Source organism: Fodinicurvata sp. EGI_FJ10296, assembly GCF_040712075.1.
In the GTDB taxonomy this organism is placed as follows: domain Bacteria; phylum Pseudomonadota; class Alphaproteobacteria; order DSM-16000; family Inquilinaceae; genus JBFCVL01.
The window spans coordinates 221,718-235,559 of sequence record NZ_JBFCVL010000006.1; the positions used below are offsets into that span (position 1 = coordinate 221,718).

Genomic DNA, 13,842 nt, shown 5'->3' on the forward strand with positions numbered 1-13,842 from the left:
CTACCGATCGTTTTCCAGGGTGAGCACCGCCTGCCGGATCGCGGCCTTGAACAGACGCGCGCGTTCGTCCGCGTCGGGTTTGCTGCGGGCGAGATTGTCACCGCGCTGCCAGACGGCGTTGGCCAGTGCTTCGGCCTCGTTTGCGTCACTCAACAGGTGATCGCCCCTGCGAACGATTTCGCCGACGAGATCGTCGCGCTCGCGCAAGATGTCCCAGTCGATCGTAGCCGTCGTGTCGTCGCGAAGGTCGCGCCACCAGATCAGACGCCCGTCGGGCGCGGCCGTCGTTTCGCGCAATCGTTTCAACAGGTCCTGGCGCGCGCCGGGGCGGCGCAGGTCGTCGTGAACCGCGCCGGAGCCGCCGAGCCGGGCGGTCAGGATCGCTCCGCCGGGTGTCCGCCGCGCCTGTTCCACGGCCCGATTGGTCAAGGTGTCGATAAGCGCATCGATGCCATCGATGTCGCTGATGTCGAGGGCAATGTCATCGAATACGATCTCGGCCAGTGGAACCGGGTCGATCGCCGATACCTGTCCTCCGGCAACCGTCACCAGGATGGCTCCCTTTTCGCCTGTTTCGCCCGGCTTGGGGCTGCGGCCCTGGGCGCAGCCGGGATAGACCACGTAGGGGTGTTCGTGCAGAACGGCCTGGCCATGGACATGGCCGAGCGCCCAGTAATCGATGGCGCGGCTGCGCAGATCGTCGAGCGAGCAGGGGGCATAGGTCGCGTGATCGCCGACATCGCCAACCGAACAATGCAGCATGCCGATGGTGAAACCGTCAGCCGGCTGACGGTCTGCCGGAAAGCGCAGCGCCAGATTCTCGCGGACGTCGGGCCGGTCATAGCTGATCCCGTGTATCGTCGCCAGGCGTTCGCCGTCGCGCTCCACCGGCTGCGACGTGACCTCGTCCGGTGCGAAAATCGTGACCCCTTGCGGCCATTCCCGAACCGCCGACCAGCCGCCGAGCGGGTCGTGATTGCCGTGTATGATGAATATCGGGATGTTCTTCGCTGAAAGGCGGGCGCAGCCGTCGCGAAATCGAAGCTGGGCGCGCAGGCCGCGCTCCGCGCCGTCATAGATGTCGCCGGCCAGAACCAGGAAATCCACGTGCCGGTCGATGGCTGTCTGAACGAGCCGGTCCCAGGCAGCGAGCGAAGCATCGCGCAGACGCTCGGCCAGCCGGTCGTCAAGCCGCCCGACGCCGGCGAAGGGCGTATCGAGATGAAGGTCGGCGGCGTGCAGGAATGAGAACCGGGCCATGTCGTGACCTTCGCTTTTTTCCAGGGGCTCCGATCGGCCCGGTTGACCGGAATTTACGGTCGTGAGCCGTCGGTGCGAGAAGGTGTCAGTCTTCGTATTGCCGTCGGCTGCGCAGCGCAGCCGTCAGGGTGCCGTCGTCGAGATAGTCCAGTTCCCCGCCAACCGGGACACCATGCGCCAGGCGCGTTACCCGGACGTCGCAACCGTCCAGTGTATCGGTAATATAATGCGCGGTCGTTTGTCCATCGACGGTCGCATTCAGGGCGAGAATGACCTCGGCAATCTCCGGAGCGGCGCATCGGGCGGCCAGCGCGTCGATCCGCAGATCGTCAGGCCCGACGCCGTCCAATGCCGATAGCGTTCCGCCCAGCACATGATACCGCCCGGAAAACGCGTGCGTCCGTTCCAGCGCCCAGAGATCGGCAACCTGTTCCACGACACAGATTGTCGAGATCTCGCGTTGCGGGTCTGTGCAAATGCTGCATGGGTCGCTGCTGTCGAGATTGCCGCACCGGCTGCAATTCCGTACCGATTCAGCCGCATCCGACATGGCCAATGCCAGTGGCTCCAGAGCGCTTTCGCGGTGGTTGAGCAGGTGAAGGGCGGCGCGCTTGGCCGAACGAGGCCCGAATCCAGGCAGCCTGGCAAGCAGGGAAATCAGCCGCTCGATTTCCGGTCCCATCATGCCCGACTGTTCCCGCCTTCCTTGCCGGCGCTCGATACACGCATGATCAGAATGGCAGTTTCATGCCCGGCGGCAGCTTCATGTCGCCCATCACCTTTTGCGTTTCTTCCTGCACCCGAACCTCGACCTTTGCCTTGGCGTCGTTGATCGCCGCGACGACCAGATCCTCAAGAACTTCGGGGTCTTCGGGATCGATGAGCGACTTGTCGATCTTGATGGAACGCATCTCGCCACGGCCATTCATCGTGGCGACGATCATGCCGCCGCCGGATTGGCCGGTGACCTCGATTTCTCCAAGCTGGGTCTGCATGTCCGCCATCTTGGACTGCATCTCCTGTGCCTGCTTCATCATCTGGCTGAGATTCTTCATGGGATAGCCCCTTCCTATTCGAATTCGTCACCGGCTTCATCGATCCCGTAATCGGGGAAGCCGTGATCGGGATAGAACTCTGTGTCGTCGTCTATCGGGTAGCCGTCGTCGCCAAACGGGTCGCCGCCCTCGTGACCAGCCTCTCCCGGGATGGCAGGGGAAAAGGTGCCTGGACCTGACGGGGTCGAATCCCGGCGGCCAGCGACAGCGGCGCCGCGCACCGCATGAATATCGAGTATCTGCGCATTGGGGAAGCTGTTGAAAAGGGCCTTTACCGTCGGATTCTCTGCGGCTTCCTCCAGGCGGCGCTTGCGCGCGCTCTCGTCCTGCTGGGAAAGGGTCGGTTCGCCTTCGTCTCGCGAGACGCTGACCATCCATCGTTCGCCGCTCAGATTTTGCAGAAGTTGCATGATCTGGCTGGCGAGCGTGTCGGGCGCACCGGCGCGCGGCCGGAATTCCAGCCGGCGGGGCTCGTAGCGGACGATGTGGACGAACGAGTACAGATGCGCATGGATGAGCGGATCACCCTGTTCGGCGATCATATCGACGAGTTCACGGAAACTGCCGGGAAGAATCGTCCCGCTGGCAACCGTTTCGGGGTCGGGCCGTCGGTTGGCGGGATCGGCATCGCCGATCGGGAACGCGTCGGCAGCGGTGTCTGGCGAAACGCCCAGAGATGATTGGGGGGATGGTAGGGCGGACGAATGGGGGGACGTTCGGGGAGATCGCCCGACCGCCGCCGATCCTTCCGCCGCCGATCCCCCCGCTGTGGGCGCAGAAGCTGAGTGGCCGCTGGTGACCGGCGCATTGTGCTGCTGGTTCGACGGTGAGGCGGCCGTCGTAACGGTCCGTCCGTTCCCGGCAGCCTGGTGAGGGGGCGGCCCACTATTTCCATCGGGTGCCGGACCCGATGGCGATCGGGCGGCGTCCTGAGGCAGGGAGGCCAGCTTCTTCAGCAGGTCGTCCGGCGTCGGCAGGGCGGCGCCGTGTATCAGGCGGATCAGCACCATATCCAGCGCGGCGGTCGGGTCGGGCGCCGCCTGGATCTCGCCCAGGCCTTTCAGCAGGATCTGCCAGCACCGTGTCAGGGCGGGCATCGACAGCTGCTCGGCAAGGGCGCTGCCGCGCCGGATTTCCGCTTCGGGCAGTGTCGGGTCGCTCGCCAGGTCGGGGACGACCTTCCAGCGTGTCAGGAAATGGGTGAAGTCCAGCAGATCCTGCGTCACCACAACGGGATCGGCGCCGCTGGCGGACAGGTCGGCGGCCAGCGCCAGCGCATCGGCGGCTCGGCCGGTGACGAGGCTTTCGAACAGATCGATGATCCGCGTCCGGTCGGCAAGACCGAGCATTTCCCGAACCTGATCCGCCGTGACGGTGACCGCGGGGCCGTTCTCCGGCGAGCTGTCGTACCCCCCGGCATCTCCCTGGCCAGCCTGGCCGATGGCCTGATCGAGAAGGCTGAGGCCGTCGCGCACCGACCCATCGGCAGCGCGGGAGATCATTCCCAGGGCGTCCGGCTCGATCGCCGCGCCTTCGAGTTCCACGATCCGGCCGAAATGACGCTGAAGCAGACTGCTGTCCACGCGCCGCAGGTCGAAACGCTGGCACCGGGAAAGAACGGTAACGGGAACCTTCCGAATCTCGGTCGTCGCGAAGATGAACTTCGCGTGATCGGGAGGTTCTTCCAGCGTCTTGAGCAGAGCGTTGAAAGCCGCCCGCGACAGCATGTGGACTTCGTCGATAATATAGATCTTGTAGCGAACGGAGACGGGTGCATAGCGCACCGCCTCGATGATTTCGCGGATATTGTCGACACCTGTATTAGAAGCGGCGTCGATCTCGATCACGTCCACGTTGCGGTCGGCGGCTATGCTGATGCAGGCGTCACACTGGCCACAGGGTGTCGGCGTCGGCCCACCGGTGCCGTCCGGACCGGTGCAATTGATTGCCCGTGCGATGATTCGGGCCGTCGTGGTTTTGCCGACGCCGCGCACGCCGGTCAGAATAAAGGCATGCGCCATTCGGCCGGTACGAAGCGCGTTGGTCAGCGTCCGGACGAGGGCGTCCTGGCCAATCAGCTGGTCGAATGTGCCGGGTCGGTATTTTCGGGCAAGGACGCGATAGTCGCCGCCGTCCGCGCTGGCCGACATCGTGTCGGCCGCGTCTTCCGGCGCAGCGCCCGCGAGGGGCGTATCGTTCGGTGGGTCAGGAGTGTCGGCCACGGCTCAGCTCATTGCCCCCGTTCATCCCCGGCCCCGCGTCGTCTGAGCCGACATCCGCGCCGGGGCTGTGATCGTTCAAGAGGCGCCGCCGCGACGGGACACCACCCGGCGCAATATAGTGGAGACTGGACGACGACCCGAATCGAAACTCGTTACGGCTGCTCCCTTCCGGGCCTGACCGGGTTGGCGAGAGATCCGTCCGCCGCCAGCCTCCGACGCGGAATATCGGAAACGTGGCCGCAAAACGCAAGAGCCGTCATGCCTCCGCTGGTCGTTCTTTCAGGATTTCGCCGGTGGCGCGCGTCGGATTGCCTTCCGCGCTGCCGTCAGATCGCCTTGCGGCCCCATACCTTAGGCCACTAAACATTGATAAAATTGCCTTTTCCGGGCGGTGGCAACTAAACCCTAACCATTCGGTGATTGTCTGCTGACGGACGAATGTCGAACTGGTGGATCGGTGACGGGCAACGAGAGCGATACGACGGAGGGCGGCAAAGGCCCGGACCGGCCGCAAACGGCCGGCGCCGGGCCTTCGTCTGTCCAGTCCTCGGCCACGACTGGCCCGGATAAGGTCCCGACGCGGATTTCCTATGAATATCTGACTCTGAAAGGCAATCGGTGGGGGCCGGTCGAGAAGTTCGAATCGGAAGACGAAGCGCGCACGCTGTTGCTGAAGGAGGCGGAAGAAGGGGTCGCGGATGGGGCCCGGGTCGATTTGATCGTCTTCTATCCGGACTATGCGTTTACCGAACGGACGATCCTCGACAAACGCATGCGCCGCGGCATCAAGGAGCCGGCCGAAGCGCAAAAGGTCTCTGAACTGGAACGCCATGCCGTTTGCCGTACGGCGGAAGACTTCTATCACGACCGCGCTCGGGCGCAGATGCCCCATTTGCTGCGGAAGTTCATTGCCGAACGTCGGATCGTTCCGCTGGAATTGCTCCATAGCGCCGAGCAATCACGGGCCCTGGCAAACGCCGGGACGACGGTTCAGGGTGCGCTGCAGAAAGTGGCGGTCCGTGATGGTCGTCACATCGGAGTGGCGACTCAAGCCTACCTGAAACAACTCATGGGGCTGGTCGACCAGGTGGAAATGCGTCTGCGCCAGACCGCAGGCACCCCGGCGCCCGATGTTCCTCCCGGACGTTACGGCGCGCTGCTCAAGTCGGTATTTGGCCGCCTCAAAGGGTTCGACGCGGCGTTCGAGGTCAATCGCGCCATCACGGCCAAACTGGCGGCCTGTGATACATGGCTGGAGAAGCTGGGCGTCATCGACGGTCTGATCGATCCCCGGCTACCGCGATGGGGACTGCGCCATCTCGACGCTTTCGCGGCGGAGTTCATTGCCGCCGAAGGAGCGGTGATGGAGATCGGGGCGTTCAGCGAACGACCCGAGGGTGTGGACGTCGTCCGGCTATTCGTGGCGCTGCACAGTGGCGATTGCCCATCATCCGCTTCGGCCTTTCCGCAGCGGATCCTCAAAGCCGTGGGGGCCGGAATTTTTCCCCGGACACGGGCTGCGATCCACAAGCGCGTTTTGCTGGAGATCCGCGACGGCGGGCCATTGGTCGCGCGTGGTACGAGCATCGATGCGCTCGATGCGGTGCGCGCGGTGACCGAATTGCTGGATTCGGCCGCGCCGCCGCTATCCCGAGACCGTGATATCCGCGAAGCGCTCGACAAGAAGGTCGCGGGTGCGCTGACGCAGGAGCGCCTGGAACCGTTGCTGGCCGAACAGGGCGGCGGCATCGCGCGCGTCAAGATGCTGCTCGATCTGGCCGCCAGGACGCCGGGCGCGCATAATCGCGACTTGCTGTTGGAGTATCTTCGGATGGCCTTGCAGCAGGACCGGCTGACGCGCGGCATGAAGCGGGACCCGGGAGCGAGCGGCAGACTGAAATGGATGACACCGTTGGCCGCGATTGCCGGACTGCTTGCCACTACGGGTTTTTCCGAGGAAGTCAGGCGCGACCTGGTCGGTCATGTGGATGATATCCTGACTGATATTCTGCGCCATGACGTATTGGCGCAGCGGCCCACCTATGCTGACCGTATAGCAACGCTGGTCCGGATAACGGCGGCGATCGAGCTTCCGCCGGGACGATGCCGCGATCTCGTTCGGCGCGAGATGACCCAGGCCGCGACGAACAAGCAGTTGATGGCCCGGTGCATGAAGGCATTCCGAGACCCTCAGCAGCGCCAGAAGGTCATGGTCCGCATCAAACGCCTGATCAAGAGCGCCCCGGCTGGCAACGATCAGCAGATGGCGAGCTGAGTCGCTACGCCGCCGGTCCGCTTTCGCCGATGTCACCGGCCGGTTCCTGTAAGCCGGCCGGTTGCATGTAAACGGCTAGAATCGCCAGCTCACGCTAGCGCGGACCATTGGATACAGGTTGAAGGAATCCAGGGCCGATTGAGCGTCCTGCTCCTCGCGTGCGATATCGTCGGCAATCTGCTGCCGTGCGGCGGCAGGCAGAGCCGGATTGATATCCCGCGCCGACAGGGCGACATCGGGCGATCCCTGATAGACGGCACCCCCGTCGAGCGAGATCGATAGGCCGCTCGTCAATTGCGCCTGATAGCCGACGCTGACGAACGGCGCGATCGCATCGAATTCCACCGAACCATCCAGCCCGCCGACATCGTTGGCGCCATAGGTGGTGCCGCCGATCTCGAACGTCTGGGTCCCCGTCAGCCGTGCCGACAGGTCGGCGCTGTTCTGGTTGACGAATGCCCCGGCGGACAGGCGCAGCCCGCTGTCGGCCAGCGGATAAATATCGGCCTGCGCGCCAATGGTCAGGAGTTGCAGATCGACTTCGTATGAAACGTCTTCCACGGTATCCGAAGTGCTGTAGGGCAGATAGTTGATCAGACCGGTGATACCGAAATACTCATTGATGCGGGCAGACACAGAGAAGCCGGGGCCGAGCGTACTGATATGGGCGCCCGCAGAAATGCCGACATCATATGGCGTGGTGGAAGTGTTGGCCTGATCCTCCAGTTGAGCGAGCAGTAGCCGGTCGGCCGACCCATCCGAAAGACCGTTGAATCCGTCCGCCGCCGCCGTTTGCGGCAGGACGAATGCCGAAAGAGCGACGCCCGCAGCCGTCAGGGTATTTTTGCGCATAAATGATACCTTTTGCAACTTTTCAGAGGTGACGGGCGTACCTAGTCCAGGCGCGTTAACAATTAGCTAAGCGCCGGTCTTGCAGAGTTCGGCACGACACGCCCCCCGGGTGGCCGCTGACTGCCTTGCGGCGCCCGATGCGACATGCGATTAGGATGCAATGACCAGAATCATTCTTTACGCCTCCGATACGCTGGATCGCGGAACGCAACATCGTTCGGACGACAACGCCATTGCCCGACGTTTGAGCGATCCCGACGCTCTGGTGCTGCCGGTTTGGCGGGGCCAGCATCTGCGGCCCGGCGAAGTTGGCGACGTGACGATTGCGGCGGATGCCTTGCCGGGCGAATTCCGGCGCTGGCTTCTGGAGAATGCCGACTATGCGGTCTATCTCGGGCAGTTCGGCGACCGTCCTGTTATTGCGACGGGACTGTCGGCGTTGGCCGAAGAGGCCCTGATTTCGGTCTGTCCGGCGACGTGGACACCGGTATCGCTTCGGACGATTTCTCCGCTGGTCGACCATCACGAGGCGGCACTGCTGGCTTATGCCCAGGCGCTGGTCTGGTGGCGCGATCATAATCGCTTCTGCGGCGTTTGCGGGCACAGGACCGTGGTCATCAACGGCGGCCACGCCATCCGGTGCGCCGATCCCGATTGCAATCATACGATATTCCCGCGCACGGATCCGGCTGTGATCGTTCTGGTCCATGACGGCGATCGGGCGCTACTGGGCCGGCCCGCCCATTGGCCAGCCGGTCTGCATTCCGTGATCGCCGGGTTTGTGGAGCCGGGTGAAACGATCGAGGGCGCCGTCCGGCGCGAAGTCGCCGAAGAAACGGGCATAATCGTCGACGAGGTCAGCTATCGGGACAGTCAGCCCTGGCCGTTTCCTCAATCCCTGATGCTCGGCTTTCGCGCGCGGGCCACGACCCGGGAAATCAGCTTGAACGACCAGGAACTGGAGCACGCCGCGTGGTATGACCGGCAGACCCTGATGGCGGTCGACCGCAACGCCGATCCGGCGACCGCGCCTTTCGCCCTGCCGCGGGGGGACAGCATTGCCCGGCGCCTGATCGAGGAATGGCTGCAGGAAGTCTGAGCCGAGCGAGGCTCGACGACAACATTTTCGCTGCACTGTACATGCCAATGCACTACCGAAGGTGGCATTCAATCAAGGATTGTCGCCATGATCCATGCGCACGCCCGCCATTCCGCATGACGCTCTGTTCAAGGCGTTGCTTGACGACCCGGTCCGCGCGGCAGCCGTGTTGCGCGACTACGTGCCTCCGGAAATCGCCGCAATGCTGGAGGACTCTTTACCCGAACCGGTCGACGGCAGTTTCGCTGACGAAGCTCTGGCGAGCAGCCAGAGCGATCGCCTGTTCAGGATCCGGACCCGGGACGGGCGGGCCGGCTTCGTCTATACGCTGCTGGAACACAAGAGCGCGGTGGATGTCGCCACGCCGCTCCAGCTTGGTACATACCTGTTGCGGATCTGGCGGCGATACGGCGCTGAACCAAGTGGTGATTTGCGCCGGCTGCCACCGATCATTCCCATCGTCTTCTATCACGGAATGCAGCGCTGGACGGTTCCGACGACGATTGCGGACTGCATTGATGCGGACGAAGCGCTGACGGACCAAATCCGCGACTTCCGGTATATGGTGCATCATCTGAACCAGAGACCCGAAGAAACATTGTCCGGCAACCGCGAGGTGGAGGCGGTCTTTCTGGCATTCAAGCATTTACGCGATGAGAACGTTCCGGCCGAAATTCTGGTTCGAATCATGAAGCTGCCCGGCGGCGACAGCCAATTGCTGAAACAGCTGATCCATTATATTCTGATAAATCAGCCGTCTATCGACAGCGAAAAATGGCGGGATCTTGTCGCCGCCGCCAGACCGGGTGAGGAGGATGAAGTGATGTCGATCGCCATCCGCCAGTGGCAGGAAGAAGGGCGTCCCAGGGACTGGCAGAAGGAGAAGCCAGGGGTCGGGCCAACAGCCTCGTCCGCGTTCTGGAGGCACGGTTCGGGTCGGCGGATATAATTCTCCGGAAACTTCTGTCCAGCGAATTTGCCGACGTTCTCGACGCCGCCATCGAGCGCGCGCTTGTTGCGCATACGCTCGATGAGGCGTTGGAGCCATTGAACCGGCCGCGCTGAGGTCGCGGCTGTGACCCCCTCGGCCGGCTCCGGTCATCCTACATATGGAGGGCTCGGCCATCCACGGCGAGTGCGGCTTCCTTGACCGCTTCGTTGAGCGTTGGGTGAGCGTGGCAGGTGCGGGCGATGTCTTCGGCCGATGCGCCGAACTCCATTGCCAGGACGCATTCGGCGATCATGGTTCCGGCTTCCGCGCCCAGGATATGGACGCCCAGAACCTTGTCGGTTGTCTTGTCGGCCAGCACCTTGACGAAGCCGTCCGTCGCATTCATCGCCCGGGCGCGGCCGTTGGCCGTGAAGGGGAACTTGCCAACCTTGTAGTCGACGCCTGCCTCTTTCAGCTCTTCCTCGGTCTTGCCGACCTGCGCGACCTCCGGTGCGGTGTAAACCACACCCGGGATCGTGTCGGGGTCGAGATGACCCGACTGGCCGGCAAGAATCTCAGCCACCGCGACGCCTTCATCCTCTGCCTTGTGGGCGAGCATCTTGCCTTCGATCACGTCGCCGATTGCATAGACGCCGTCGGCCGTCGTTTTCCATTCGCCGTCGGTCTTGATCCGTCCTCGATCGTCGACCTCGACGCCAGCGGTTTCGAGACCGAGATCCTGCGTGAAGGGTCGGCGCCCGATGGCGACCAGGACGACGTCGACATCCATGACTTCCGCGTCACCGCCCTTGGCCGGCTCGACGGTCAGCTTGACCCCGTTCTTCGTCGCCTCGGCGCTGGTCACCTTTGTCGACAGCTTGAACTTCAGACCCTGACGCTGGAGGATCTTCTGCATGGCCTTGCCCACTTCGCCGTCGCAGCCGGGGACGATGCGATCGAGGAACTCGACGATCGTGACCTCGGCTCCCAGACGCGACCAGACCGATGCCATCTCCAGGCCGATATAACCGCCGCCGACAACGACCATTGATTTCGGCACTTCCGGCAGGGAAAGCGCACCGGTGGACGAGACGATCTTTTTTTCGTCGACAGGTACATTCGGCAGAGGAATGGATTCCGAACCGGTAGCGACGACGATCGACTTCGCCTCGACCGACGTCGTCTTGCCGTCAGCGCCGGTGACTTCGACGGCATTCTTGCCCGTAATCCGGCCATGACCGTTGAGCCGATCGATCTTGTTCTTCTTGAACAGGAATTCGACGCCTTTGACGTTACCGTCGATCGTCTTGTCCTTGTGCTTCATCATAGCCTTTAGGTCGAGGCCAACCTCGCCGACGGATACGCCGAAGTCTTTCAGGTGTTCACGGGCTTCGGTGTATTTCTCGGACGCCTGGAGCAGAGCTTTCGACGGGATGCAGCCGACATTCAGGCAGGTGCCGCCGAGCGTGGCGTCCTTTTCGATACAGGCGGTCTTGAGGCCGAGCTGCGCGCATCGAATGGCGCATACATAGCCCCCGGGACCGCTGCCGATGACGACGACGTCGTAGCTCTTGTCTGCCATGGTCAAATTCTTCCTCGATTATTCAGACGGACGCGCCCGTGCATTCCTTCGGGCGCAGGATTGGAACTGAGCCGCGGCGTTCAGCCGAGATGGTCGGCAATGAGCCGCTCGGCGATCTGAACCGTGTTCAGGGCCGCGCCCTTGCGCAGATTATCCGAGACAACCCACATCGACAGCCCGTTTTCGACCGTCGGGTCCTCACGAATCCGGCTGACATACACCGCGTCTTCGCCCGCGCATTCGATGGGCGTGACATAGCCTTCGTCCGCGCGATGATCCACGACGATCACGCCGGGTGCCGCCCGCAATGCGCGCCGGGCGCTCTCGACGTCGATCTCGTTTTCGAATTCGATGGACACGGCTTCGCCATGGCCGACAAAGACCGGGACGCGGACGCAAGTGGCGTGCACCTTGATCGACGATCCCATGATCTTCTTGGTCTCGGCGGCCATCTTCCATTCTTCCCTGGTGGCGCCGTCGTCCATGAAGACATCGATATGCGGGATGACGTTGAAGGCGATCTGCTTGGTGAACTTCGACTTCTCCACGGGGTCGTTGACGAAGACGCCCCGGGTCTGATTGAAAAGCTCGTCCATGGCCTCGCGCCCCGAACCGGAAACGGACTGGTAGGTGGAAACCACCACGCGCTTGATGCCGGCGAGGTCATGAAGCGGCTTCAGCGCGACGACCATTTGAATCGTCGAACAATTCGGATTGGCAATGATGTTGCGCCGGGCGTAACCTGACAACGCCTCCGGGTTCACTTCGGGCACGACCAGCGGGATATCCGGGTCCATGCGGAACTGAGAGGTGTTATCGATGACGACACATCCCGCCTCGGCAGCGCGAGGGGCGAATTGCGCCGACACGCTCGCGCCGGGCGATGACAGCGCAATATCAGTGCCGGCAAAGTCGTAGTCATCCAGATCCCTGACTTTGAGGATCGTCTCCTCGCCGTATGAAACTTCCGTCCCGATAGACCGGGATGACGCCAGTGGAACCACTGTGTCGGCAGGGAAGTCCCGCTCAGCCAGGATCTGCAACATTTCCTGCCCGACATTGCCCGTGGCACCGACGACCGCGACCTTGTACCCCATAACCGCCTCGTTTCGCTCAACAACGCACGCCCGATTGCGCGCGCTCGTCACCTAAAGCCGAGTCGCTCCCGATTGCAAGGGCAGTTCGCCGTTTTTGCCGACAAGTGCCGTTGGCAGCCCCCCGCAGCACACAATGTGCTGAGACGTTTTGCCCCTTGGGGGGAGATGCCGGATCAATTGACCGCGTCGCACGATCCGGCGTACCCATCTGCGTGAGGGTGGCTTCGGGGACGTTGGCGTCGGTCGCCGATCCCGGATTAGATGCCTTTTAACCACTAACTGAAGCGGCGACACGATGAGACGGCATTCTTTTCTGGCTTTGAGTGGAATAGGCACGCTTCTGGTTCTGGCCATGATGTTTGCGCTGGGCCTTCAGCAATCGCATCCATCGGCCGTCAGCGGCGACGCGGCAGAGCAGAGGGCCTATCCGTCGATTGATCCGGATGGCCGGGGAGCGGCGCCGATAATCGACGTTCCGCCCCTCTCGGCCCTTGGTACTATGCCGACGGCGTGTCCAGCCCCGAAAGCGTGAATGAAAGTTTGTGAAGTGCCGAGGCGTTTTCATCGCCGAGACCGGCGTTGAGAGCCGCCTGATACATTTCGGCGATCAGGGCTGCCGATGGCGCGGCGATGCCCAGCGCCTGGGCGTGGGTGCCGATCAGACGGGCGTCCTTGAGCATATGCTTGAGGTAGAAATTGGGCGAGAAGTCACCAGCCAGCGTGGCCGATGCTGTGCCGACCACCACACCTGAGCTGTAATCGGTAACGTTCAGCACACCCATCATGGCGTCGGTATCAAGCCCGGCCTTGCGGGCCATGGACAATGCCTCGCCGGTCGACAGGATCTGGGCGGCGACCAGCAGGTTGCCGACAAGCTTCATGGTTGCGCCACTGCCGGTCGGCCCCATGTAGTGCACGGATTTGGCCAGCACGTCCAAAAGTGGTCTCACCTTGTCGAATGTTCCCCGCTGCCCGCCGCAGACGATGTCGAGCGTCCCTTCCCATGCCTCGTTGCGGCTCCCGAAGACGGGTGCATCGATGTAGGCGGCTCCCTTGTCCGTGACGGCCGCAGCCAAAGCCTTCGTCAACTCGGGGTCGGTGGTCGTCAGATCGATGACGACTTTCCCCGGGGTGAGGGCGGCAATCAGCCCGTCGGCGCCGCCATTGCCGGTCGCGCTTCCCCCATAGAACACGGCACGCTGGGCGTCCGGTCCGGTCAGGCAGAGCATGACGATGTCGCGGTCCCCGACAGCTTCGGAAATACTCGGGGCGACCTGAGCCCCGGAGAGTTCCTCGGCCAGGGGCCGCGTGGTTCGATTCCAGACGGCAAGGTCGTGCCCCGCCTTGAGCAGATTGCGCACCATGCCGGTGCCCATGATTCCCAAACCCAAAAATGCAATGTCCGTCATCCGTTGCGTTTCCTCGTGCAGGGGTTCTTGCTGTCGTTGTTTGCGGGGCGAACCTACAAC

11 protein-coding genes and 1 other RNA gene are annotated in these 13,842 nt (G+C 63.0%); 3 read left to right on the top strand and 9 right to left on the bottom strand.

Features of this window, described 5'->3' with window-relative positions:
- The 5 genes from ABZ728_RS14735 to ffs form a co-directional block, all read right to left on the bottom strand.
- Positions 1-1,260 (bottom strand): DNA repair exonuclease, encoded by a 1,260-nt coding sequence (locus ABZ728_RS14735; RefSeq protein ID WP_366656974.1) that lies wholly within the window; start codon positions 1,258-1,260, stop codon positions 1-3.
- Between the two features lie 85 nt (positions 1,261-1,345).
- Positions 1,346-1,945, bottom strand: a complete 600-nt coding sequence (recR, locus tag ABZ728_RS14740; RefSeq protein ID WP_366656975.1) for a recombination mediator RecR — start codon at positions 1,943-1,945, stop codon at positions 1,346-1,348.
- A 46-nt stretch (positions 1,946-1,991) separates the two neighbouring features.
- On the bottom strand, positions 1,992-2,315 hold the full coding sequence (locus ABZ728_RS14745; protein ID WP_366656977.1) for a YbaB/EbfC family nucleoid-associated protein: 324 nt from the start codon (positions 2,313-2,315) through the stop codon (positions 1,992-1,994).
- Positions 2,316-2,329: 14 nt separating this feature from the next.
- Positions 2,330-4,537 (bottom strand): DNA polymerase III subunit gamma/tau, encoded by a 2,208-nt coding sequence (locus ABZ728_RS14750; protein WP_366656978.1) that lies wholly within the window; start codon positions 4,535-4,537, stop codon positions 2,330-2,332.
- Positions 4,538-4,654: 117 nt separating this feature from the next.
- Positions 4,655-4,751, bottom strand: an RNA gene (ffs, locus tag ABZ728_RS14755) — signal recognition particle sRNA small type.
- 243 nt (positions 4,752-4,994) lie between these two features.
- On the opposite strand from ffs, the gene ABZ728_RS14760 reads away from it, so the two are divergent.
- On the top strand, positions 4,995-6,812 hold the full coding sequence (locus ABZ728_RS14760) for a hypothetical protein (protein WP_366656979.1): 1,818 nt from the start codon (positions 4,995-4,997) through the stop codon (positions 6,810-6,812).
- 75 nt (positions 6,813-6,887) lie between these two features.
- Here the strand turns inward: ABZ728_RS14760 and ABZ728_RS14765 are convergent, their stop codons facing one another.
- On the bottom strand, positions 6,888-7,664 hold the full coding sequence (locus tag ABZ728_RS14765; protein WP_366656980.1) for a hypothetical protein: 777 nt from the start codon (positions 7,662-7,664) through the stop codon (positions 6,888-6,890).
- Positions 7,665-7,824: 160 nt separating this feature from the next.
- Here ABZ728_RS14765 and nudC point away from each other — a divergent pair, with 160 nt between their 5' ends.
- Complete coding sequence (gene nudC / locus ABZ728_RS14770) at positions 7,825-8,763, top strand: NAD(+) diphosphatase (RefSeq protein WP_366656981.1); 939 nt, start codon at positions 7,825-7,827, stop codon at positions 8,761-8,763.
- A gap of 94 nt (positions 8,764-8,857) precedes the next feature.
- Positions 8,858-9,712 (top strand): Rpn family recombination-promoting nuclease/putative transposase, encoded by an 855-nt coding sequence (locus ABZ728_RS14775; RefSeq protein WP_366656982.1) that lies wholly within the window; start codon positions 8,858-8,860, stop codon positions 9,710-9,712.
- Positions 9,713-9,866: 154 nt separating this feature from the next.
- On the opposite strand, the gene lpdA is transcribed toward ABZ728_RS14775, so the two are convergent.
- From lpdA to ABZ728_RS14790, 3 genes are all read right to left on the bottom strand, one after another.
- A complete protein-coding gene (gene lpdA / locus ABZ728_RS14780) occupies positions 9,867-11,276 on the bottom strand; it encodes a dihydrolipoyl dehydrogenase (protein ID WP_366656983.1) in 1,410 nt (469 codons plus the stop codon).
- Positions 11,277-11,356: 80 nt separating this feature from the next.
- Positions 11,357-12,373 (bottom strand): aspartate-semialdehyde dehydrogenase, encoded by a 1,017-nt coding sequence (locus ABZ728_RS14785; RefSeq protein WP_366656984.1) that lies wholly within the window; start codon positions 12,371-12,373, stop codon positions 11,357-11,359.
- A gap of 497 nt (positions 12,374-12,870) precedes the next feature.
- Complete coding sequence (locus ABZ728_RS14790; RefSeq protein ID WP_366656985.1) at positions 12,871-13,782, bottom strand: NAD(P)-dependent oxidoreductase; 912 nt, start codon at positions 13,780-13,782, stop codon at positions 12,871-12,873.
- Positions 13,783-13,842 lie beyond the last annotated feature (60 nt).